General features: G+C 68.6%; 4 protein-coding genes. All 4 read right to left on the minus strand.

Going from position 1 to position 25,600, the window contains the following annotated elements; all coding sequences use genetic code 11:
* Positions 1-3 precede the first annotated feature (3 nt).
* The 4 genes from AVME950_RS06485 to AVME950_RS06500 are packed head-to-tail and all read right to left on the minus strand — an operon-like array spanning position 4 to position 25,549.
* Complete coding sequence (locus AVME950_RS06485; RefSeq protein WP_284429179.1) at positions 4-9,072, minus strand: non-ribosomal peptide synthetase; 9,069 nt, start codon at positions 9,070-9,072, stop codon at positions 4-6.
* Positions 9,072-15,623 carry a non-ribosomal peptide synthetase gene (locus tag AVME950_RS06490; protein ID WP_284429180.1) on the minus strand — a complete coding sequence of 2,184 codons (6,552 nt, stop codon included), beginning with the start codon at positions 15,621-15,623 and terminating at the stop codon, positions 9,072-9,074. The genes AVME950_RS06485 and AVME950_RS06490 overlap by 1 nt, the downstream gene beginning before the upstream one ends.
* A 21-nt stretch (positions 15,624-15,644) precedes the next feature.
* Positions 15,645-20,228: a type I polyketide synthase gene (locus AVME950_RS06495; RefSeq protein WP_284429181.1), complete on the minus strand. Its 4,584-nt coding sequence runs from the start codon at positions 20,226-20,228 to the stop codon at positions 15,645-15,647.
* Positions 20,228-25,549 (minus strand): non-ribosomal peptide synthetase, encoded by a 5,322-nt coding sequence (locus tag AVME950_RS06500; protein ID WP_284429182.1) that lies wholly within the window; start codon positions 25,547-25,549, stop codon positions 20,228-20,230. The genes AVME950_RS06495 and AVME950_RS06500 overlap by 1 nt, the downstream gene beginning before the upstream one ends.
* Between the last annotated feature and the right edge of the window lie 51 nt (positions 25,550-25,600).

Genomic DNA, 25,600 nt, shown 5'->3' on the forward strand with positions numbered 1-25,600 from the left:
ATTTCAACCAGGGATCGGAGAAGGAACGGACGCGGCGGCAGACAGCACCTGCGCGCTTTCGGGCGGCACCGCCTGCAGCGCGGCGCGGTCGTACATGGCCCCCATGGCGACCACGATCTTTCTGGGGCCTTCGTAGGGGTCCCGGGCATGGGCGGCCAGCATGTTGTCCAGCATCACCACATCGCCCTGGCGCCAGTCGAAGCGCACCGCGCACGCCTCGTAGGCCTCGCCCACCAGCGCCATGGTCTCGTCGCTGATCGGAGAGCCATCGCCGTAGCAGACATGCCGCGGCATCCGCTCCATTCCGACCATGGCGAGCAGGTCTTGCCGCACTTCGGGCTCCAGGCAGCTCACGTGGTGCAGCTGAACCTGGTTGAAGAACACCCGCTCGCCGGTGATCGGGTGGACCATCACCGCAGGGCACCGCGTGCGGGTCTGCAGCGTGTCGCCATCCAGCCAGCGCCACTCGATTCCAGCAGCCGCCAGGCGGCTCTCCACCGCATCCCGGCGATCGGTTTTGTAGAAGTCCTGCCAGCTCACATCCAGGCCGGGCGTGAAGGTACGCAGATACAGCAGCTCCTTGCGCTCGAACTCGTCTACCAGGTCCGCCGGCAGGCGGCGCAGCATCTCCCGGCAATCGACGATGGGTGTCGCGCCGCCCACCGGCGACGGCAGTTCGCAGAAGAACCACTGCTTGCGGGGCCAGCGATCCAGGTGCGAGCTTTCGTTATGGAACAGGATCATCTGGCGCTCCGGGTACGGCGTGGAGCGATAGGTGTTGCGCCCCCCCTCCTTCTTGGGCAGGTCACCGTAGCTCCCGTACAGCTCGGGCTCGATGGTCTCGGCGAACGCTTCGAAATCCTGCGGGCTCTTCAATCCCAGGTTGCGCAGCAGCAGGCCGCCGTGCTTGCGCAGCATGGACTCGATGAAGCCGCGCTGCTCACGGGCCCACGCGACCGGATCGAGGTCGTTGCCCGTGGCCTCGATCACCAACGGAAACTCCCGCTGCGCCGAGAGAAAGGACATGCGCACGGGAGAGCGTGCCGCGGCCTCTGCGGCAGGGCGGCCCTTGACGGTGAGTTTCTTGAGTTTTTCCAGCTTGCTCGGCGCAAACGACGAAGACAGCATCATTGAAGGCTCCTGAAAGAGAGGAAGGGCAAAGCGCTCGAGCGGCGCGTCGGGCGTGGCGACCACCTGCTGCAGCAGGCTGACCCAGGCATCGCTGGCGCGCACGATGGTTTCGTGCCGGTACAGGCGCGTGGCGTAGACCCATTCGATACCCAGGCCCTGCGCGTCCTCGACCACGAAGACCCCCAGGTCGAACTTGGACGTGGAGACCGGCTGCGTCGCCACTTCGATGGCCAGGTCCGGCAATTCGAAGCGGCTTTGCGGCAGGTTCTGCAGCACGAACAGCACCTGCACCAGCGGGTTGTGCTGGCGCGTGCGAGGCAGCCCGGTCAACTCCACGATCTGGTCCAGGGGCATGTCCTGGTGTTCGAAGGCGCTCAAGGTGCTGTCCTTGGTCCGCGCCAGCCATTGCAGGAAGGTCAACCCGGGTTCCATGCGCGAGCGCAGCGGCAGCACGTTGACGAAAAAGCCGATGAGGCCTTCGAGATCGGGGTGGTTGCGCCCCGCGACGTCGGTGCCGATCACCAGATCGTCCGCGCCTGTCTGGCGGTGCATCTGCCACTCGAAAGCCGCCAGCAGCACGGTGAAAAGCGTCGTCCGCTCCCTTCTCGCCAGGGCCCCCAGTGCCTCGGCACATTCCCGGGGGATGCGCAAGCGCACCGAACGGCCCTCGGTCGACGCAACGGCTGGACGTTCGTGGTCCGGTCGGGGCGAGGACAGGGCCGGCGCCCCAGCCAGATAGGCGCGCCAGAAGGCTGGCGTGTCGGTGCGCGCTGGCGCCAGCCGGCGGCGGTGCCAGTCGGCATAGTCGGCGTACTGGAGTGCGAGCGGCGGCAGCGGCGAGGGACGATGGTCCTTCAACGCAGCGTAGAGGGCCACGAACTCTTTCACGAAAACAGTTTCCGACCAGCCGTCGAACGCGATGTGGTGCACGCAGAGGAGCAGCATGTGCCGATCGCTGCCCAGCCGCAGCAGGGCGGCCGAAAACACCGGTCCGGACGACAGGTCGAACGGCGCCTTGGCGTGGGCGGACAGCGCTGCCTGCACGGCGAGGCTTTGCGCCGCGGCGTCGAGGCCCGAAAGATCCTGCATCGGCACGGGCAACGGGCTGGCCGGCAGGATGTATGCGACCGGCTCGCCTTCGTCGTCCTGGCCGTAGCGGGTTCGCAGCACTTCGTGGCGCGCCACGATCGTGTCCAGCGCACCCTGCAGCGCATGGACGTGCAGCGCGCCAGTGAGCGTCAACGCGGCGCTCACGTTGTAAGCGGTGCTTTTCACCGAGGCACCGGGCAATTGGTCCACGAGCCACAGGCGCTGCTGCGCCGGCGACAGCGGCATGTGCGCCCGGCGCTCCACCGGTACCAGGGCCGGCCCGCCTGCCATGGCAAGCCCGCCGTGAAGCGCCATGCGAATGTCGCTGGCCATGGCGTGCAGCACGGGTTCTTCGAAGATGCGGCGCAAGGCCAGGTCCACGCCATAGGCCTGCCGCACCCGCGAGGCGAGCTGCGCTGCCAGCAGCGAATGGCCACCGAGTTCGAAGAAGTGATCGCGCCGACCCACGGGCACCCCACCCAGCAGTTCGGACCACATGGCGGCCAGGGCCTGCTCTTCGGCCCCGTGCGGAGGTTCGAAATTCCGTGCAGGCGCCACGCCAGGGTCCGGAAGCGCCTTGCGATCCACCTTGCCGTTGGTGTTGAGCGGCAGCGCTGGAAGCGCCATCACCATGGCAGGCACCATGTAGCTGGGCAGGGTGGCCGCCAACCGCGCCACCAGTTGCTCTGCCAGCGGGACCGGCTCATCCCCCTGCCCGGCGTGCACCACCACATAGCCCAGCAGCGTGGCGCCCGTGGCGCCCTCCCTGGCCACCACCACGGCTTCGCGCACTTCGGGTTGCGCGAGCAATTGCGCCTCGATTTCGCCCAGCTCGATCCGGTAGCCCCGGATCTTCACCTGATGGTCGATGCGCCCCAGGTATTCCAACTGCCCGTCAGCGCCCCAGCGTGCCAGATCGCCCGTGCGGTACAGGCGTTCGCCGCCAGGGCCTGCGATGAAGCGTTCGGCCGTCAGACCCGCCCGACCCTGGTAGCCACGCGCCAGACCGACCCCGCTCAGGAAAAGCTCCCCGGGCACGCCGGCGGGTGCCGGATTCAAGGCGCCGTCCAGCACGTGCAGCCCGGTCGCCGCAATCGCCTGGCCCAGCCGGGGCGGTCCTTCGACGCGGCCCGCGGTGGACCAGATGGTCGTTTCCGTGGGGCCGTACATGTTCCACAGCTCCAGCCCCAGGCCTTGCAGCGCGAGCGCCAGATCCGGCTGCAGGGCCTCACCGCCGCACAGGCCGCGAATACGGCGCGCCGCCATGGGCCTCCAGCCGCTCGTCAGCAAAAAGCGCCACCCCGCAGGCGTGGCCTGGAATGCCGTGGCGCCGCAGTCCTCGATCAACCGGGCCAGCGCCGAGGCGTCGCGCGTGACTTCGCGGGAGGCCAGCACGAGCCGCGCGCCGGTGACGAGCGGCAGATACACCTCCAGCGCGGCGATGTCGAAGGACAGCGAGGTGGCCGCCACCAGCACATCATCCGCGCCCAGTCCGGGTTGCTCCTGCATGCTGCGCAGGAAATGGCCCAGGGCTTCGTGCCGCACCATCACGCCCTTGGGCAGACCGGTGGAACCGGAGGTGTAGATGGCATAGGCCAGGTGATCGCCATGCAGCGGAACCTGGGGATCTCGCTCGGATTCGCCCGCCAGCTCGGCGGAGTCGTAGTCCAGCACCGACAACGTCTCCGCATGCGGTAGCCGGGCGCGCACCTGCGGCTGGGTAAGGAGCCAACCCATGCCGCTGTCCGCCACCATGTGGGCCAGCCGCTGGGCCGGCAGTTGCGGATCGAGCGGGACATAGGCACCGCCGGCTTTCAGCACCGCCAGCAGCGAGACGACCATGGCCGCGGACCGCTCCATGGCGATGCCGACCCGGCTGTCGGGGCGCACCCCATGGCGAATCAGGCGGTGCGCCATCTGGTTGGCCCGCCGGTTCAACGCCTCGTAGCTCAGTTGCTCATCGCCCGTCACCAGCGCGATGGCTTGGGGCCGGGATTGCACCTGCTGTTCGAACAAGCGGTGCACTGGCACGAAGGGGACGTAGCGTCGGGCATTCGTTCCCCACCGCATCAACTGCTGGCGTTCCGCCTCGCCCTGCACCTTCAGTTCACAGACCCGGGTGCCGGGCTCGGTGGCGAGCGCGCCGACCAGGCCTTCCAGGGCCGCCCTCATCCAGCTGCACAGGCGCTGCGCATCGACCCGCCGGTCCACCTTGGCCGTGAGCGTGAAGCCTGTGCCCTGGTCGTCCACGGCCAGCTCCAGCGGGTAGTTGGTGCGCTCTTCGCTGCCAAGCCACTCCATGCCGTCCCAGATCGGGCTCTGAGGCCCCTCAGCGGGCGGGCTGTAGCGGTAGTTGAGCAATGCCGAGAACAGCGGGGTGTTGCCCTGGAGTGCGCTGCAGCGCTGCGCCAGCGCCAGACTGGCATGCTCGTGGTGCAGCAGATCGCTCAGTGCACGGTGCGTTGCTTCCACGCAGGCACCGACGGCCTGCGCACCGAGCCTTACGCGCAAGGGCAGCGTGTTGATGAAAAGACCCAGGGCGCGATCCGCGCCGGTTCCGCCCTGCATGCGGCCGAACAGCACGGTGCCGAAAACGACGTCGTCCTTGCCCGTGGCTTGTGCCAGCACCATGGCCCAGGCCAGATGGAACAGCGTCGCCGCACTCACGCCGTGCCGCTGAGCCTGTGCCCGCACCTGGGAGGCCAGGCCCGCCTCCAACAAAAGGCCGGCCTGCGCGAGTTGCGTTCCATCGCCCTGCACATCGTGCAGCCCGAACGGTGCGGTGGGCTCATCCACATCGCTCAGCATGGAGCGAAAGAACGCCTCGTGGTCGGCCTGGCCGTTGGCGCGCCGGGCCTGCGCCACGAACTGCCGGAACGGCACGCACGGGCCCAACTCCTGCGCCCGGCCCTGCTGGATCAGCGCGATCTCCTGGATGATCAGTTCCAGCGTGGTGTGGTCCAGCACCAGGTGGTGGCTGGGCAATTGCAGCAGCCAGCGGCCGACAGAGGCATCGTGCGCGGCCACCGCGTGGATCATGGGTGCGCGGCGCACGTCGATCCGGTGACGCGCGGGGTCCACCAGCGCGGCCAACCGTTCGGCGACGGCCATCTGAGGCACCGCCGTATCGTCGGCGTTGCGGTCCGCCTCCATCCATTGCAATTGCAGGGGCGCATGGCGATAGACCACCTGCACCGGCTCGGGCAGGCCGTCCCACAGCACGGCCGTGCGGAGAATGTCGTGGCGCTCGATGACCTGGTTGAAGCTGGCGATGAAGCGCTCCAGCCGCTCCTGGCTGTCGAAACCGAGCGCATGCAGCGTGATGTATGCGTCGCCTTCGCGCTGCAGGCGGTGGTGGAACAGCATGCCGTCCTGCAGCGGCGCCAGGGGATAGATGTCCTGGATGTTGCTCGCACCGCCCGGCACCTGCGCAACGATCTGCTGAATGTGTGCGGGCTCCAGCGCGATGAGGGGCAGCATCTCCGGGTGGATTGCCGAGGCGCCGGGCGGAATCCCGTTGGGCGGCACCGATACTTCCGCAGGGGCCGGCTCCTGCACAAGGGCCTGGGCAAAATCCGCCAGCTCCGGGTGCTGAAACAGCGTGCGTACCTGGACCGGCCAGCCCTTTTGGCGCACCTGGTCAAGAAGGCGCAGCGCCACCAGGGAGTGTCCCCCGATTTCGAAGAAGTTGTCATGGCGCCCCACGCGCTCCAGCCCCAGCACCTGCCCCCAGATCTGCGCCAGCGCCTGCTCCACCTCCCCCCGCGGCGCCTCGTACTCCCGCGCCCTCAGGCCTTCTTGCTCCCCCGCCCCCTCCATCCCCATCTGCCCCAGCGCCTTGCGGTCCACCTTGCCGTTGCCGTTCAGCGGCAACCCCTCGGCCACCACCACCACCGCCCCCGGCACCATGTACTCCGGCAGCCCCTGCCCCAGCCTCCTCCTCAGCGCCCCCAGCTCGATCGCCTGCCCCGCCTGCGGCGACACGTACGCCACCAGCCTCGCACCGCTGTCGCGCTCCTGCACCAGCACCACCGCCTCCCTCACCTCGGGCTGCGCCAGCAACTGCGCCTCGATCTCCCCCAACTCGATCCGGAACCCCCGGATCTTCACCTGATGGTCGATGCGCCCCAGGTATTCCAGCTCCCCGCCCGCGCTCCAGCGCACCCGGTCCCCCGTGCGGTACAGCCGCTGTCCCCCCTCCGCAGCGATGAAGCGCTGCGCGGTGAGCGCCGCCTGCCCCAGGTACCCCCGCGCCAGCCCCTCGCCCGCCACGTACAGCTCGCCCGGCAGTCCGATGGGCACGGGCTGCAGCGAGCTGTCCAGCACGCGCAGCCCCAGGTCCGGGATGGCCACGCCCACGGGGCTGCGCGCCGCAGCCAGGTCGGCCCGCGTCACGGGCCGGTAGGTGACGTGCACGGTGGTCTCGGTGATCCCGTACATGTTGATGAGCCTCGGCCGGGCATCGCCCCAGTGCTCGATCCATTTCCTGAGCCGCTGCGGCTCCAGGGCCTCGCCCCCGAAGATGACCCAGCGCAGCGCCAGCCCACTCTCGTAGGCCTCTTGCTGCTCCATGAGCTGACCGAAGGCCGAGGGGGTCTGGTTGAGCACGGTGACCTGCTGCTCGCGCAGCAGCTGCACGAAGTCCTGCGGCGAGCGGCTGACCCAGTACGGCACGATGACCAGCCGCCCCCCGGTGCACAGGGCCCCGAAGATCTCCCACACGGAGAAGTCGAAGGCGTAGGAGTGAAACAGCGTCCAGGTGTCCTCGGGCCCGAAGTGGAACCACGGCTGGGTGGCATCCAGCAGCCGCGTGGCGTTGCGGTGGCTCAGCTGCGCCCCCTTGGGCCGCCCGGTGGAGCCGGAGGTGTAGATGACGTAGGCCAGCCCCTCGGGGTGCACGGCGATGCCGGGGTTACCCCCAGCCTCGCCCTGCCAATCCAGGGTGTCCAGCTCCACGGTGGGCAGGCCTTCGGCCCAGGCGAGCGATCCGCGCAAGGCGCTGTGGGTGAGCACCAGGGCCACGGCGCTGTCCTGCGCCATGTAGGCCAGGCGATCGGCTGGGTACTGCGGGTCCAGGGGCACGTAGGCCCCCCCGGCCTTGAGGATGGCGAGCATGCCAACGACCGTCTCCAGGCCCCGCTCCAGCGCCAGGCCCACCCGGACCTCGGGGCCCACGCCGCGACCGATGAGGTGGTGCGCCAGTTGGTTGGCCTGGCGGTTGAGCTCTCCGTAGCTCAGCTGCCGATCACCCAGCACCAGGGCAACGGCATCCGGCCGCGCCCGCGCATGGCGCTCGATCCGCGCGTGCAGGGAACCCTCCCCCACCGGCTCAGCCACCCTCCCTCGCGCTCCCCAACCCTGCAGCCGCTCTCTCTCACGGACATCCAACAGGTCCAGCTCTCCTACCGCCTGCTCAGGCCGTTGTGTCAGCGCCCGCAGCACCGCCTGGTACTGGCGGGCCATGCGCTCGATGGTCTCCGGATCAAACAACTCGGATGCGTAATGAAACGCAGCGTGAATCCGGCCATCGGCATGCTCGCGAATGTCCAGCGTCAATTCGAACTGCGCTGCCTGCCCACCGATGTCGTAGGCCTGCAGCGAGAGGCCCGGCAACTGGGTGAGTGCATCGAAATCGCCGCGCTGGTGGTTGAACATCACCTGGAACAGCGGAGGATGGTCCAGGCTGCGGTCGACGCCCAGCGCCTGAACCAGTTGCTCGAAGGGCAAATCCTGGTGCAACTGGGCACCCAGCGCAGCCTCTTGCACGCGGGCCAGTACGGACTGCAGGGTCGCGCGGTCATCCACCACCGCACGCATCACCAGGGTGTTCACGAAGAAGCCGACGATGCCTTCCGTCTCCACACGGTGGCGATTGGCCAGGGGCACGCCCACTCGGATGTCGTCCTGCCCCGTCCACCGCTGCAGCAGGATCTGCCAGGCGGCCAGCAGCACCATGAACGGCGTCCCACCGCAGGCCTGGGCACAGCGCTGCACCCCCAGCGCCAGATCCGGTGCCAACTCGATGCGGTGCCGCGCCGAGCGGTAGCGGCCATCGGCCCGCCGTGCATGGTCGGCCGGCAGTTGCAGCACGGGCTGATCGCCTCCGAGCTGCTGGGTCCAATAGGCCAGTTGCCGCTCCATTTCACCGGCTTCCAGCCATTGCTTTTGCCAGGCGGCGTAATCCGCGTACTGGATGGGCAAAGGCGCCAAGCTGACGGGGTCGCCCGACACCTGGGCACGGTACTGCGCGACGAACTCGTCCACGATCACCTGCAGCGAAGCGCCGTCGGACACGATGTGGTGCATCCCCACCACCATCACATGCTCGTCCTGTGCCAAGCGGATCAGTGCCGCACGCAACAGCGGCCCCGCGGTGAGATCGAAAGGCGCATTGCAAAGGCGCTGAGCTTCGGCGAGCGCAGCGGCTTCCCTCGTCGCCACTGGTTGCGGCGTCAGATCCACCACCCGCCAGTCCAGCGGCATCGCGGTGCCGACCACCTGCTCGACCTCGCCCTGCGTGCCGGTGCGAAAGACTGTTCTCAGCGCCTCCTGGCGCTCCATCAATGCGGCCAAGCTGCCGCGCACCGCGGCCTCGTCCAACGCGCCGCGCAGCCGCAATGCCGCGCTGATGTGATACGCCGTGCTCTGCGGGTCCATCTGCCAGAGGAACCACTGGCGAAGCTGGGCATACGACAGTGGCGAACGCTCCTGCCATGCGGCATCGCGCGGCAGGATCGGGAACTGGCGGGGACTCAGGCCCTCGGCGCGGATTTTCTGGTAGACAACGCGGCGTTGTTCAGCCGTCAATCGGGAAAAGCGCTCCGCGATGCGGCGGGTGGCAACGGCTTCCATCAAAGGGTCTCCATGCTGTCAATCAATGCGTCGATGTCCGACAGGGCCTGCGCCGCAGGGCGTTGGCCCTGTGCTGGCACGAGCAAGGCAGCCATGTCCCGCAGCACCGGGGACTGAAAGACCTGGCGGATCGTGAGTTCGGTGTGCAATCGGTCCTGCACGCGGGCGACCAGCCTGGTGGACAGCAGCGAGTGACCACCCAGCTCGAAGAAATGGTCATTGCGCCCTACGCGCTCCACCCCCAGCACCTCGGCCCAGATCTGCGCCAGCGCCCCTTCGATCTCCCCCTGCGGCGCCTCGTACTCCGACCCCCCTCCGAACTGCGCCTTCGGCAGTGCCTTGCGGTCCACCTTGCCGTTGGCATTCAGCGGCAGCCCCGGCTGCACCACCACCGCCCCCGGCACCATGTAGTCCGGCAACGCCTTGCCCAACCTCTCGCGCAGCCAGGCCGCATCGATCCCGGCCCCTTCGTCCTGCGCTTGCAATTGCTGGCGCTCGCCATGCAGCGCCACGTGCGCCACCAGCCGGCCCTGCTGCTCCACCACCACCGCCTCCTTCACTTCGGGCTGCGCCAGCAACTGCGCCTCGATCTCCCCCAGCTCGATCCGAAGCCCCCGGATCTTCACCTGGTGGTCCAGCCTCCCCAGGTACTCCAGCTGCCCCTGCGCGTTCCAGCGCACCAGGTCTCCCGTTCGGTACAGCCTCTGGCCGCCCTCCCCCGCCACGAACCGCTCGGCCGTCAGGCCCGGCCGCCCCAGGTAGCCCCGCGCCAGGCTGATGCCTCCCAGGTACAGCTCTCCCGCCACGCCCTGCGGCACCGGGTTCAACTGCCCATCCAGCACCCACGCCTGCGTGGCCGAGATGGGCCGCCCGATCGGCACCTGCGTGCCTCCGTCTTCACGGCACTGCCACTGCGTGACATCGATCGCCGCTTCGGTCGGTCCGTACAGGTTGTACAGGGCGGCTCGCGGCCACCGCCGCAACGCGGCGTTCTGCGTTGACGCAGGCAAAGCCTCTCCGCTGCAGACGATGCGCCGCAGGCTGGTACATGCTGCAGCGGTGCCGTCGTGGGCCAGGAAGGCCTGCAGCATGGAGGGCACGAAATGCACCGTGCTCACGGCGTGGCGCTGGATCAATGCGGCCAGCCGGGCCGGCTCCCGGTGGTCGCCCGGACCTGCCACCACCAGCCTCGCGCCCTGCATCAGGGGCCAGAAGAACTCCCACACCGATACATCGAAGCCGAACGGGGTTTTCTGCAGTACGGTGTCGCTCGCATCCAGCGCATAGGCCTGCTGCATCCAGGCCAACCGGTTGTGCAGGGCGGCATGCCGGTTGGCCGCGCCCTTGGGCCGCCCGGTGGAGCCGGAGGTGTAGATGACGTACGCCAGGTTCTCGCCGTGCAGCGCCACCTGCGGGTCGTGTTCGGGCTCTTCGGTCAGCCGCACCGTGTCCAGTTCCAGCACCTGCAAGCCCGCCGTCTCGGGCACCTTGCCACCATGCTGGTGCTGTGTGAGCAGCAGGCCGATGCCGCTGTCCTGCACCATGTAGGCCAGCCGCTCCGACGGGTACTCCGGGTCCAGCGGCACATACGCCCCCCCGGCCTTCAGGATGCCCAGCAAGCCCACCACCATCTCGGTGCTGCGCTCCACCAAAATGCCCACCCGCGTCTCGGGCCGCACCCCCAGCTTCACCAGCCGGTGCGCCAGTTGGTTGGCGCGGGCGTTGAGCTGGCCGTAGCTCAGCGCCTCCTGGCCGAACACCAACGCAGGGGCATCGGGCTGCGCCGCCGCATGGCGCTCAAACAGTTCGTGCACCGCCACCGGCGTGCCGTGGCCCTGGCGGTTGTCGCCCCACGCCGCCAGCCGATCGCGCTCCGCCGCGCCCAGCAATGGCACCTCGCCCACCGCCTGCCCGGGACGTTCCGCCAGCGCCTGCAAGAGCGCCATGTAGTGCTCCCCCATCCGCTCCATCGTCCCAGAATCGAACAGCTCCGAGGCATAGATGAACTGGGCGCACACCTGTCCATCCGCTTCCTCCGTGGTGCTGAGCGTCAACTCGAATTGCGCCGCACCATCCGGCAAAGGCTGGTTCTTGAGTACCAGGTCCGGCAGATCCCGCAAGGAGGACAGGCCATTGCGCTGGTGATTGAAAAGCACTTGGAACAGGGGGCTGACGCCGAGGCTGCGATCAGGCTGCAAGGCTTCCACCAATTGCTCGAAGGGCAGATCCTGGTGCGCCTGCGCACCCTGTGCCGCCTGCCTGGCGGCGGCCAGCACTTCGCCAAGCGGCGTGCGACCGTCGAACTGCCCGCGCAGCACCTGTGTATTCACGAAGAATCCGATCAGACCCTGGGTCTCCACCCGGTCGCGGTTGGCAATGGGCACCCCCACGCGGATGTCGTGCAGGCCTGTGTAGCGATGCAGAAGTGCCTGGAAACCCGCAAGCAGTGCAACGAACAAAGTGGCGTCCTGCGAACGCACCCGACGCTGCAGGGCGCTGACGAGCTCCTTGGGAAGCTCGATTTCCCACAGCGCCGATCGGTATTGGCCCTCCGTGCGCCGACCGTGATCGGTGGGCAGTTGCAACACGGGATGCTCGTCGCCCAACTGCTTTGTCCAATAGGCGAGCTGCCGGTCTTTCTCACCGGCCTCCAGCCACTGCCTTTGCCATGCCGCATAGTCGGCGTACTGGATGGGCAGGGGCGCCAGCGCAAGGGACCGGCCCAATAACCGCTCCCGGTACCGGGCCACGAATTCCTCCACGAGCACCTGCATGGACCAGCCGTCGGAGACGATATGGTGCATGGCCACGACAAGCCAATGCTCGCGCTCGCCGAGGCGGATCAGCCCGACCCGCAGCAACGGCCCCGCGCTGAGATCGAAGGGCGTTTGGCTGATGCGCCGGGCCGCCTGTTGTGCACGGTGCGGCCGATCTGCCAGTGCCACCGTGCGCAGATCCGCCACGTCCAGAGCGAAGCGGGAATGTGCCTGAATCACCTGCTCGGCTGTGCCGTCAAGGCGCGGGCGGAACACGGTGCGCAAGGCCTCGTGCCGCTCGATCAGATCGGTGAAGCTGGCATGGAGGGCCTCGCTGTCCAGCGCGCCCTGCAAATGCAAGGCCCCGCTGATGTGGTACGCCGTGCTTTGTGGATCCAGCTGCCACAGGAACCATTGCCGCAACTGCGCATGCGACAGGGCAAGGGGACCGACACGCTCTGCAGCGCTCAGTGCCGTGATGGGCGGCCCTGAAGGGTCCGCCGAAGGGGTTTCGGCCTGGGTCGCGGCAATCGCCTGGGCAAGGGTTGCCAGCCGCTGGTGCTCGAACACTTGCCGCGGCCCCAGTGGCAGGCCCCGCGCACGGGCCCGGGCGCACACCTTGAGGCTCAGGATCGAATCCCCGCCCAGTTCGAAGAAGTGGTCATTGCGCCCCACGCGCTGCACCCCCAGCACCTCGGCCCAGATCTGCGCCAGCGCCCCTTCGATCTCCCCCTGCGGCGCCTCGTACTCCGACCCCCCTCCGAACTGCGCCTTCGGCAGTGCCTTGCGGTCCACCTTGCCGTTGGCATTCAGCGGCAGCCCCGGCTGCACCACCACCGCCCCCGGCACCATGTAGTCCGGCAACGCCTTGCCCAACCTCTCGCGCAGCCAGGCCGCATCGATCCCGGCCCCTTCGTCCTGCGCTTGCAATTGCTGGCGCTCGCCATGCAGCGCCACGTGCGCCACCAGCCGGCCCTGCTGCTCCACCACCACCGCCTCCTTCACTTCGGGCTGCGCCAGCAACTGCGCCTCGATCTCCCCCAGCTCGATCCGAAGCCCCCGGATCTTCACCTGGTGGTCCAGCCTCCCCAGGTACTCCAGCTGCCCCTGCGCGTTCCAGCGCACCAGGTCTCCCGTTCGGTACAGCCTCTGGCCGCCCTCCCCCGCCACGAACCGCTCGGCCGTCAGGCCCGGCCGCCCCAGGTAGCCCCGCGCCAGGCTGATGCCTCCCAGGTACAGCTCTCCCGCCACGCCCTGCGGCACCGGGTTCAACTGCCCATCCAGCACCCACGCCTGCGTGGCCGAGATGGGCCGCCCGATCGGCACCTGCGTGCCTCCGTCTTCACGGCACTGCCACTGCGTGACGTGGATGGTGGTTTCCGTGGGGCCGTACAGGTTCTGCAGCGAGGCGCCTTGCAGCCGCTGCAGCGCTTCGCTCTGGGTGGCCGCGGGCATGGCTTCGCCCCCGCAGATGATGTAGCGCAGCCGCGTCTGGTGCTCGATGCCTTCGTGCGCCAGGAAGGCCTGCAGCATGGAGGGCACGAAGTTCAAGGTGGTAATCTGGTGCTGGCGGATGAGCTGCACGAGCCGCTCGGGGTCTCTCTGGTCCCCGGGCTGGGCCACCACCAGCCGCACGCCGGTGGTCAAGGGCCAGAAGGTCTCCCACACCGAGACGTCAAAGCCGAATGGGGCCTTGTGCAGCACGGTGTCGCTCGCATTGAGCGCATAGGTCTGCTGCATCCAGGCCATGCAGCTGTGGAGCGCGCTGTGGCGGATGGCCGCGCCCTTGGGCCGCCCGGTGGAGCCGGAGGTGTAGATGACGTACGCCAGGTTCTCACCGTGCAACGCCACCTGCAGGTCGTGTTCGGGCTCGTCGGTCAGCCGCTCCGTGTCCAGCTCCAGCACCTGCAAGCCCGCCGTCTCGGGCACCTTGCCACCATGCTGGTGCTGCGTGAGCAGCAGGCCGATGCCGCTGTCCTGCACCATGTAGGCCAGCCGCTCCGGCGGGTACTCCGGGTCCAGCGGCACATACGCCCCCCCGGCCTTCAGGATGCCCAACAGCCCCACGACCATCTCGGTGCTGCGCTCCACCAAAATGCCCACCCGCGTCTCGGGCCGCACCCCCAGCTTCACCAGCCGGTGCGCCAGTTGGTTGGCGCGGGCGTTGAGCTGGCCGTAGCTCAGCGCCTCCTGACCGAACACCAACGCGGGGGCATCGGGCTGCGCCGCCGCCTGGCGCTCAAACAGTTCGTGCACCGCCACCGGCGTGCCGTGGCCCTGGCGGTTGTCGCCCCACGCCGCCAGCCGATCGCGCTCCGCCGCGCCCAGCAACGGCACCTCGCCCACCGCCTGCCCGGGGCGCTCCGCCAGCGCCTGCAAGAGCGCCATGTAGTGCTCCCCCATCCGCTCCATCGTCCCAGAATCGAACAGCTCCGATGCGTAGAGGAACGAGGCCTCGACCTGGCCCGCACCGGTCTCGCAGGTCTGCAGCGTCAGTTCGAACTGGGCTGCTCCCTCGTCGAAATCCAGCCGCTCGACGGCGACACCCGGCCATCCGGCCAACGAGCGATGGTCCCGTCGGAGGTGGTTGAACATGACCTGGAACAGCGGGCTGGTGCTGAGGCTGCGTTCAGGCCGCAGGGCCGCCACCAGATGCTCGAAAGGCAGATCCTGGTGCGCTTGGGCGCCGATGGCGGCATCGCGCGTCTGCTCCAGCAGCGCCGCCCCCTCCGTGCGGCCGTCCAGCCGGGCCCTCAGGACCTGGGTGTTGACGAAAAATCCCACCAGCCCCGCCGTTTCCGCCCGGTTGCGATTGGCCACCGGAACGCCCACCCGGATGTCTGTCTGCCCCGTATGCCGCTGCAGCAGCGCGAAGAACCCACTGAGCAGCGCCATGAACAAGGTGGCACCCCGGGCTTGCGCAGCCCGGCGCAACGCCAGCACGAGTGCCTCGGGCAACACCATACGGTGCTGGGCTGCGCGGTAGCGGCCATCGCTGCGTCGGGGGCGGTCGGTGTGCAGGGAAAGCGCCGGTTGCTCTTCCCCCAGCTGCGCGCGCCACCAGGCCAACTGGCGCTCGCTCTCGCCACCGGCCAGCCACTGCGCCTGCCAGGCGGCATAGTCCGCGTACTGGATGGGCAATGCAGCCCATTCAGGCTCGTGGCCCTGCACGCGCGCGGCGTACTGCAGGGCCAGCTCGTCGAGGATGACCTGCACCGACCAGCCGTCCGAAATGATGTGGTGCATCACCACCACCAGTTCATATGCCTGCGCATCCGTTTGAAGGAGCAGCACCCGCATCAGCGGTCCCTTCCCAAGATCGAATGGCGCGCAGCGCAGTGCCTGCACGGCCGGGCTGCGCTGCGCCTCCAGTGCCTCGGGCGACAGGCCACGCAGGTCCAGGCAGGGCAGTTCGATGGACTCCGGGGCCCGCACGCAGGGCTCGGCGTTGCCATCGGCCTTTTCCAGGAACACCGTGCGCAGCGATTCGTGGCGTGCCACCAAGGCCTGCAGGCTGGCGGCGAGGGCTTGGCGATCCAGGGCGCCGCTCAGGCGAAGGCCACCGCTCACGTGATAGGCGGTGCTGGCGGGATCGAGCCGCCAAAGGAACCACATCCGCTGCTGCGCCGCCGACAGGACGGCTTTCCCCGGTTCACTGCGCACACCGATGGCATGCGGGGATGCCAACGCAGCCGCGTCCATCTGGGCGGCACCACGCAGCCGTTGCTGCAGTTGCGCGCGCTGCGCAGGCGTGAGGCCCGCGCGGCGGGCGGAAAGGTCTTGGGTTTCGAGCATGGGAGGTCTTGGCAACAGAGGTCAGGCAGCGGCGGCAGCCGCACTGCGTTCGATCTCATCGATCAGGCGTGCTTCCACGAGCTGGGCCAGGGCGCCCAGCGTGGGCGCCTTGAAGAATGCGGCAGGGTGCAGTTCCACGGCGTAGGCCTTGCGGACCCTGGCGAGGAGCTGGATGGCCAGGAGGGAATCGCCCCCCAGCTCGAACAGGTTGTCGTGCACGCCGACGCTGCTCATGCCCAGCATGTCCTGCCAGACCTCGGCCAGGGCCAACTCCAGGTCTCCATCCGGCGCCACGTAGGGCGTTGGCAGCACTGGACGCGGATGCCGGCTGCGACCGGCGGCAGGAACGGGCGTTGTCTCCAGCAGTTCCAGCATGCCGTTGTCGATGTCGCCGAGGCGCTGCGCCAGATCGGTGGTGGAGATCACCACCTGGGCGTGTGCCGGGCCGTTGACGATGCGCTCTAGGGCTTGCGCGCCTTCCGGGCCGTCCATGCCCACCCCGGGGGGCAGGACCAGGCCGGCAGCCATACCCAGGTCTCGCCAGGCATCCCAGTTGACCGAGACCACCGGACAGCGTGACGTGCGCTGCTCCAGCGCGGCCACCGCGTCCAGGTAGGCGTTGGCTGCGGCATAGTCGCTCATGCCCAATCCGCCCGCCATGCTGGAGATGGAAGAGCACAGCAGCACGAAATCCAGCGGCTCACCACGCACGGCGGCCAGCAAGGCCTGGGTGCCACGCAGCTTGGGTGCAAACACCTCGCGGGCCTCCGCCGCGCTGCGCTGGCCGATCATGCCGCTGTTGGCATGGCCGGCCGCATGGATGACACCGTTCAGGGCGCCGAATCGCTGGCGCGCCTGCGCCACGGCCGCCTGCATCTGCAAGGGGTCGGCCACGTCGGCGGACAGGGTCAGCACGTCGCCACCCAAAGTTTTCAGCTCCATCAACTGCACCATTTTTTGGCGCAGCGCCGGTGGCTGGGCAGGGTCCGCCGCCAGGGTGTCCCACCGGTCGGGCGCGGGCATCGCAGTCCGCCCCAGCAGGACCAGGCGGGCTTGCCAATGCTCGGCCAGATGCCTTGCCACCGCCAGGCCCACACCGCCCAGTCCCCCGGTGATGAGATAGACCCCTTGCGGGCGAAGGCGAGCGGTGCCGCGTGCGCTCGAGGGCATCTCCGGACGCGGTAGTGGCTCGTACGCGAGGCGCCAGACCTTGCGCCCGCGATAGACCCGCAGGGGGTCTTCCCGGCGGTGCTGCGCATCGGCCGCCAGTTGCCGGATCAGCCAGGCCGTGCCGTCGATGCTGGAGGGAAGAATCACGTCCGTCGCACGGCAATCGATGTGGGGATATTCCTGCCCGATCACCTTGCACAGCGCGACCAGCATGGCTTTTTCAGGGCACAGGGGATCGAGGCCCGAGACATCGGCCATCTGGTTGGCGACCACCCGCAGGGCCAGCGGCTGCTCGCGCCCCAGTGCCGAATCCTGCAGCGCCTGGACGAAGGCGAGCAGGCTGAAATAGCCCCGCTCCAGGGCCGCATCGGTTGCAGGAACGGCGGTGTCCAGTGCCCAAAGATGGTGAACTTCCACCACTGGTCCATGTGCCGCCTGCACGCGCGCCAGCAGCTGCGCGAGATCGGCCCGGTGGCCGGGCCGCACGACATGGTGCAGCGGACCGATGGGGTGGCTGGCCGCACCGGCCTGCACCCACACCACGGCGTGCCCTGGTGCGGAGCGCTGCTGCAGCGCCTGCAGCAGGCTTTCACAGAAATCGCTGCGGTCACCGAACACCAGCGTGCATGCGCCAGCGCGGGCTTCAGCCACTACGGCCTCGGCAGGGGGAATGGACTTCCAGTCAGGCACGTAGAACGCCTCGCCAGCCAGAGATGGAGCGATCGCCGAAGACGAAGGCAGCCCTGCCACCGGAGCATCCACCCAGTAGCGGCGGCGCTGGAACGCATAGCCCGGCAGTGGCAGGCGCCGCCGCTGGCCCATGGGATGGCAGGCTCCCCAGTCGATCGCCACGCCCGCGCTCCAGAGGCTGGCCAGGGCTTGCGCCATCTGCCGTTCGTTGTGCACCTGCTGCTGCGGGTGGGCCTGGCTGGGCCAGATGCCGGCCGCCGTATGCGCCAGCGGGTGCTGGCGTGCCAGGCCGGACAGTGTTTCGCCGGGGCCGACCTCCAGCAGCACACGGCCCGGGGTACGGAGAATGACCTCCAGTCCGTCGGCGAAGCGCACGGTGCCACGCAGGTGCCGGGCCCAGTAGGCCGGGTCGGTCGCCTGCTCCGCCGTGATCGGCCGGCCGGTGACATTGGATAGAAAGGCGATTTTCGGGGCATGGCGTGGCACGGCGCCCACCGCCTTTTGCAAGGCCAGGGCAATGCCTTCAGTCATCGCGGAATGCGATGCCACCTCGACGTGAAGGCGGCGCGGCATGAGCTGGCGGGCGAGCAGGGCCTGCTCAGCCGCCTCCACGGCCTTCACAGGCCCGGCGAGAACGCACAGCTGGGTGCCATTGACTGCCGCGATGTCGCAGCCCGCCGCCACGAAAGACGCGAGTTCCGACTCGGGCAGCGCGATGGCTGTCATGGCCCCGGCCGGCATCGACTGCATGAGCCGGCCGCGCAGGGCGACGAGGCGCAGCGCATCGTCCAGGGAAAACACGCCGGCCAGGCACGCGGCCACGTATTCGCCCAAGCTGTGGCCCAGCAGCAGGGTGGGCTGCACGCCGCGCGACATCCAGAGGCGGGCAAGCGCGTATTCGACGACGAACAGGGCGGGCTGCGTGAACTCGATGCGTGCGAGCTGGGCGTCGGCCCGTGCCTCCTGGCCTGGTGGGGGGTAGAGCAAGGCCAGCAGGTCCAGCCCTTCGGCCTGTCTCAGGGTCTTGCAGCACCGATCGACCGTTTCGCGGAACACGGGCTCGCTGCGGTACAGGGCCAATCCCATGTTGGCATGCTGCGTGCCGCCACCTGGCAGCAGAAAAGCCACCTCGGGCGGCACTTCGGGCGCACGGGCCGGATGCCCCAACGCCCCTTCGGCCGCCCGAAGTTCCCGCGCCGCCGAAGTGGCGCCGTCACTGACGATGGCGGCCCGAAGGGGCAATGTGCGGCGCCCCGTCTGCAGGGTGAAAGCCACGTCGGCCAGGGATGTATCAGCGTGCGCATCGAGGTGCTCGCCCAGGGCCTGCGCGGCCTGCCGCAGCGCTGCGGGGCTTTGCGCCGACAGCGGCAGGACCTGCCACCCCGATGGTGCGCCGGAACGGACCGGCAGCGCAGGTGCCTCTTCCAGCACGACGTGCACGTTGGTACCGCCGATGCCAAATGAGCTCACGCCAGCGCGGCGGGGCACACCCGCCCGAGGCCAGGGCCGTGCAGTTGCATTGACATAGAAAGGGCTGCTGGAGAAATCGATGGAAGGGTTGGGCTGCTCGAAATGCAGGCTGGGGGGAAGGGTCTGGTGCTTGAGCGCCAGCACCGCACGGATCAAGCCCGCCACGCCTGCGGCGGCGTCCAAGTGGCCGATGTGGCTCTTGGCCGACCCCAGGGCGCAAAAGCCTCTGCGCTCGGTATCGGCACGGAATGCCTGGGTCAGCGCGGCCACCTCGATCGGGTCGCCGAGCACCGTGCCGGTGCCGTGGGCCTCCACATAGCCCACGGTATCGGCCGCCACCCCCGCGATCAGTTGTGCAGCGCGGATCACCTCGGCCTGCCCGTTAACACTGGGTGCGGTGAATCCGACCTTGTCCGAACCGTCGTTGTTCATGGCGGAGCCCTTGATCACCGCGTGCACGGTGTCGCCATCGCGCAGGGCATCCTCCAGCCGCTTGAGCGCCACGATGCCGCAGCCGCTGCCGATCACCGTGCCGGCGGCGCGCGCATCGAAAGCGCGGCAGTGCCCGTCGGGCGAGAGAATCGCGCCGGCCTGGTAGCGGTAGCCGTCTTCCTGCAGCAGGTTGAGCCACACCCCACCCGCCAGGGCCATGTCGCAGTCATGGCCGAGCAGCGCCTGGCACGCGGTGTGCACGGCCACGAGCGAGGTGGAGCACGCGGTCTGCACCGTGACGGCGGGCCCGCGAAGATCGAGTTTGTAGGCCACGCGCGTGCACAGCGAACTGCCTGCATTGGCGCTGAGCAGCCCCAGCAATTCGGCAATGCCGGTGTCCTTGCCAAGGCCGAAGGCAGGCAGCAGGTGCCGGATCAGGTACAGGTGCGGCCCCTCACCGGCATACACGCCCACCTTGCCTGGCCAACGCTGGGCATCGCAACCCGCGTGCTCCAACGCGGTCCATGCGCACTCCAGGAAAACACGTTGCTGGGGGTCGAGTTGTTCGGCCTCGCGCGGCGTGTAGCCGAAGAGTCCGGCATCGAACTGGTCGGCGCCCCTGAAAGGCACGCCGGCCTTGACGTAGTCGGGGTCGTCCAGCAACGACTGCGGCACGCCGCGCTGGCGCAGCGCTTCGTCGCTGAAGTGCTCCACCGATTCGGTTCCCGTCCGGATTTGGTGCCAGAAGGCCTCCACGTCGTCGGCGCCGGGAAAACGTCCGGCCATGCCGACAATGGCGATCTCGATGCCGGTCCATTCCGGCGGGGTGTTGGTATGCGGCATCAGTTCACTCTTTCTGCGGATTGACGGCGCTGAAGCAGTGCCGCACGCTGGCGCAAGGCGCGTTGATCGGCCTGCTCGGCTCCGGCGGCGGCCTCTGCGCCTTGATGGATTCGTCGGGCCAGGGCCTCGACCGTGGGGTACTGGAAAAGCTGGACCAGGGGCAAACTGATCTGGCAGCGCGACTGGAGCAGCCGGTGCACACGCACCAGCGACAAGGAATGGCCGCCGATGTCGAAGAACTGGTCATAGCGCCCCACGCGCTGCACCCCCAGCACCTCGGCCCATATCTGCGCCAGCGCCCCTTCGATCTCCCCCTGCGGCGCCTCGTACCCCGAACCCCCTCCGAACTGCGCCTTCGGCAGCGCCTTGCGGTCCACCTTGCCGTTGGCGTTCAGCGGCAGCCCCGGCTGCACCACCACCGCCCCCGGCACCATGTAGTCCGGCAAGGCCTTGCCCAGCCTCTCGCGCAGCCAGGCCGCATCGATCCCGGCCCCTTCGTCCTGCGCTTGCAATTCCTGGCGCTCGCCATGCAGCGCCACGTGCGCCACCAGCCGGCCCTGCTGCTCCACCACCACCGCCTCCCGCACTTCGGGCTGCGCCAGCAACTGCGCCTCGATCTCCCCCAGCTCGATCCGCAGCCCCCGGATCTTCACCTGGTGGTCCAGCCTCCCCAGGTACTCCAGCTGCCCCTGCGCGTTCCAGCGCACCAGGTCTCCCGTTCGGTACAGCCTCTGGCCGCCCTCCCCCGCCACGAACCGCTCGGCCGTCAGGCCCGGCCGCCCCAGGTAGCCCCGCGCCAGGCTGATGCCTCCCAGGTACAGCTCTCCCGCCACGCCCTGCGGCACCGGGTTCAACTGCCCATCCAGCACCCACGCCTGCGTGGCCGAGATCGGCCGTCCAATCGGCACCTGCGTGCCTCCGTCTTCACGGCACTGCCACTGCGTGACGTGGATGGTGGTTTCCGTGGGGCCGTACAGGTTCTGCAGCGAGGCGCCTTGCAGCCGCTGCAGCGCTTCGCTCTGGGTGGCCGCGGGCATGGCTTCGCCCCCGCAGATGATGTAGCGCAGCCGCGTCTGGTGCTCGATGCCTTCGTGCGCCAGGAAGGCCTGCAGCATGGAGGGCACGAAGTTCAAGGTGGTGATCTGGTGCTGGCGGATGAGCTGCACGAGCCGCTCGGGGTCTCTCTGGTCCCCGGGCTGGGCCACCACCAGCCGCACGCCGGTGGTCAAGGGCCAGAAGGTCTCCCACACCGAGACGTCAAAGCCGAATGGGGCCTTGTGCAGCACGGTGTCGCTCGCATTGAGCGCATAGGTCTGCTGCATCCAGGCCATGCAGCTGTGGAGCGCGCTGTGGCGGATGGCCGCGCCCTTGGGTCGCCCGGTGGAGCCGGAGGTGTAGATGACGTACGCCAGGTTCTCGCCGTGCAGCGCCACCTGCGGGTCGTGCTCGGGCTCTTCGGTCAGCCGCACCGTGTCCAGCTCCAGCACCTGCAAGCCCGCCGTCTCGGGCACCTTGCCACCATACTGGTGCTGCGTGAGCAGCAGGCCGATGCCGCTGTCCTGCACCATGTAGGCCAGCCGCTCCGGCGGGTACTCCGGGTCCAGCGGCACATACGCCCCCCCGGCCTTCAGAATGCCCAACAGCCCCACGACCATCTCGGTGCTGCGCTCCACCAAAATGCCCACCCGCGTCTCGGGCCGCACCCCCAGCTTCACCAGCCGGTGCGCCAGTTGGTTGGCGCGGGCGTTGAGCTGGCCGTAGCTCAGCGCCTCCTGACCGAACACCAACGCAGGGGCATCGGGCTGCGCCGCCGCCTGGCGCTCGAACAGTTCGTGCACCGCCACCGGCGTGCCGTGGCCCTGGCGGTTGTCGCCCCACGCCGCCAGCCGATCGCGCTCCGCCGCGCCCAGCAACGGCACCTCGCCCACCGCCTGCCCGGGACGTTCCGCCAGCGCCTGCAAGAGCGCCATGTAGTGCGCCCCCATCCGCTCCATCGTCCCAGAATCGAACAGCTCCGCCGCATAGAGGATGGCCAGCGACAGGTGTCCATCGGCCCGCTCCCTCGACTCCAGTACCCATTCGAATTGGGCCTCGCCTTCCGGCAGGGCGTGTGCGTGCGCCGTGACACCCGGAATCCGTTCGAGCGCGCGGTAGTCTTCAAAAACATGGTTGAAAAGCAGCTGGAACAGCGGGTTCTGCCCCGCGTTGCGTTGCGGCTTCAATGCCTCGACGAGTTGGTCGAAGGGCAGGTCCTGGTGGTCATGCGCCCCCAGCATGGATGCGCGGGCGCCCGCCAGAAGTTCCTCCAGCGCCATGCCAGCCTGCACACCATTGCGCAGCACAACGGTGTTGACCAATAGGCCGACCAGTCCTTGCGTTCCTGGACGGTGCCGGCCGGCCACGGGAATGCCGATGCGGATGTCCTCCATGCCCGTGTAGCGATACGCCAGCGCCTGCAGCGCTGCCAGCAGCACCGTGAACAGGCTGGTGCCGTGCGCCTGCGCCCGCTGGCGCAGGGTTGCCAGCAAATCCGCCGGCAGTGCCATCTCGTGGCGCGCCGCGCGATAGCGGCCTTGGGCATGGCGCGGGTGGTCGGTCTGCAGGGCCAGCACCGGGTGCACCTCGCCCAGCTGGCTACGCCACCAATCCAGCTGGCGCGCGCCCTCCCCTTCCTGCAGCCAGGCGCCATGCGAAACGGCATAGTCCGCATATTGGAGGCCATCGCTCGCAAGAAGGGGCAAGCCGCTGCCTGAGAACGCGGCGGCACAGTGCGCCGCCAAGGCGTCCAGCAGCAATTGCATGGACGCCGCATCGGACACGATGTGGTGCATGACGAGCACGACGATCTGCGACGTGTCGGCCAGGCGAATCAGCGCCAGGCGCCACAGAGGGCCGCGCCCAAGATCGAAGGGCTCGGTCCTCCACTGCAATGCCAGTTCGTCGATGCGCAACCGTTGTTCGCCGCCGGGCAGCCCACTCAGGTCCGCCACGGAAACCACGGGTTGCAAGGCAGGCTGTATCCATTGCCGGGGCGTGCCATCGGCACCTGCGCGAAACACGGTGCGCAACGATTCGTGCCGTGTGGCCAGCGCCTCGGCGGCGGCTTGCAGCACCGAGGTCGGCAGGTGTGCGCCCTCCAGACGCACCGCCGCTGCGACGTGGTAGGCCGCGCTGCTCGGCGCCAGCTGCCACAGGAACCACTGGCGCGCCTGCGCGGCGGATAACGGCAGCCCCTGAAAGCGCTGCTCGGCAGGCAAAGGCGTGATGCGCAACGGCGGCACCGTTCCCGTCGCACTGCGCTGCCGCGCCTGAACCATGGCAGCGCAATTGGCCAATCGCGGTTGCTCGAAAAAATCGCGCAGCGTGAACTCGATGTCCCAGCGCGTGGCCACGCGCACCGCGGCCTGCACCGCCAGCAGGGAGTTGCCACCGGCGGCAAAAAAGTGCGTGCCCCGCTCGATGGGTCGGTCCTGCGGCCATTGCAGCAGTTCGCGCCATATCTCCGCCAGGGCCTGCTCGTGGTCGGAGAGCGGGCCGCTGACTGCTTGAACCGGGGCCTTCCCCTCTACCAGGGCACCATGTTCCCAGACGGCATAGGCATCCAGCGTCTTGCCCTCCCAGCCCTTTCGGCAGGCCTGCCGCTGCAGCTTTCCGCTGGAGGTCTTGGGCAGTGTCCCAGGGTTGAGCAGCACGACCACCGACAGGCCCTGCCCGAACACTTCGCTGACGGCAGCCGAAAGCGCCTCGGCCAGTGCCGCCGCAGGTACGAGCTTTTGCAGGCTGCGCGAAACCTCCGCAGCCACGCCGATGCCCTCTCCGTCCGGTCCCGATACCGCGAAGGCGGCGACCCGGCCTTTGCGCACCGCATCCACACTGCCCTCGATGGTGCGTTCGATGTCCTGCGGATACAGGTTGTGCCCACGCAGAATGATCAGGTCCTTGATGCGGCCGGTCACATACAGCTGCTCCCCATGCAAGAAGCCGAGATCGCCCGTGCGCAGCCAGCGGCGGCCCTCGCGTTCGACGAACGTGGCTGCCGTTTCTTGCGGCTTGCCCCAGTAGCCCGCACAGATGCTCGGCCCTGCGGCCCAGATCTCGCCGACCCGGCCCGGCGCTTTCTCGGCGAGCGTCGACGGATCGACGAGCATGACGGTGTGCCCCGGCACCGCCGTGCCGCAGGCCACCAGCGGCGAGCCTGCATGGCCCTCGCCTTCCAGGCGCGCCCCCACGCCCTGCGCGAGCTGCTCGCTGTCGAAATGGTGGGCCACCATGCCGGCATCGCGCTGGCTGCCCGTGACAAAGAGCGTTCCTTCGGCCAGGCCATAGCAGGCGTACACGGCCTGAGCGGAAAAGCCTGTGCAGGCAAAGCGCTCGCAGAACCCGAGTTCCGTGTCCGCACGCACCGGTTCGGCACCGGTGTAGGCCACCCGCCAGCACGACAGGTCCAGCCCATCCATCTGGGACGCGGACACACGCTCCGTGCACAGCCGGTAAGAAAAGTCGGGGCCGCCGCTCAGCGTGGCGCGGTGGCGCGAAATCAACTCCAGCCAGCGCACCGGACGCTCCAGGAAGTACCGAGGCGAAGTCAGCACCAAAGGCGCGCCGCTGTAGAGCGGCTGCAGCAGCCCGCCGATCAGGCCCATGTCGTGATAGAGCGGCGCCCACGACACGAACTTGTCCTGCGGACCGATTTCCATGCGCTCACGAATGGCGCACTCGTTGGCCATGAGATTGCCGTGCGTGACCATCACCCCCTTGGGCGCAGCAGTCGATCCCGAGGTGTATTGCAGGAAGGCCACGTCGTCATCGGACGGGGAAAACGGGCGCCAGTCCTCCGCCAATTCCAGAGCCACCGAGTCCACGGCGATCGTCCGGACCTGATCGAAACCCTCCTTGGCCGAAGCCATCAGCGCCAAAAGCGCCGAAGAGGTGAGCACGCAGGCGGCCTGGGAATCGGTGGCAATGCCCATGAGCCGGGCCAGGTGCTGGGGACGCAGGGATTCCGGCGGAAACACGGGCACGGCGATCACACCGGCGTAAAAGCAGGCGAGCATGCTCGCGGCGTAGTGTTCGTCGTTGTCGAGCATCACCAGGGCCCGATCACCCGGCGCGCATTGCTGCTGCAGCCGCGCCGCCAGGGACCGCGTGCGCCGCTCGAAGGCGCCGTAAGTGAAGGCCCTTTCCACCGGCTGACCGTCGGACTCGCCCGCGACGGTGAGCCACACCTCATCCGGCCGCGTCAGGGCCAGCGATTGCAGGTGCTCCACGAAATTCTTCGGTGCCGGGTCCATCCGGCCAGCCGATGCTGTCAAGCCTGTCATGTGTCCATTCCCATGGTTGATTGGCCCGTTTCGCGCCCTGGAGGGCGGCGG

The sequence above is a fragment of the Acidovorax sp. SUPP950 genome (assembly GCF_030158935.1).
Lineage (GTDB): Bacteria > Pseudomonadota > Gammaproteobacteria > Burkholderiales > Burkholderiaceae_C > Paracidovorax.

Coding starts and splice junctions, on each gene's coding strand:
- AVME950_RS06485 (WP_284429179.1), bottom strand. CDS start 9,072: ATGGAAGCCGTTGCCACCCGCCGCATCGCGGAGCGCTTTTCCCGATTG.
- AVME950_RS06490 (WP_284429180.1), bottom strand. CDS start 15,623: ATGCTCGAAACCCAAGACCTTTCCGCCCGCCGCGCGGGCCTCACGCCT.
- AVME950_RS06495 (WP_284429181.1), bottom strand. CDS start 20,228: ATGCCGCATACCAACACCCCGCCGGAATGGACCGGCATCGAGATCGCC.
- AVME950_RS06500 (WP_284429182.1), bottom strand. CDS start 25,549: ATGACAGGCTTGACAGCATCGGCTGGCCGGATGGACCCGGCACCGAAG.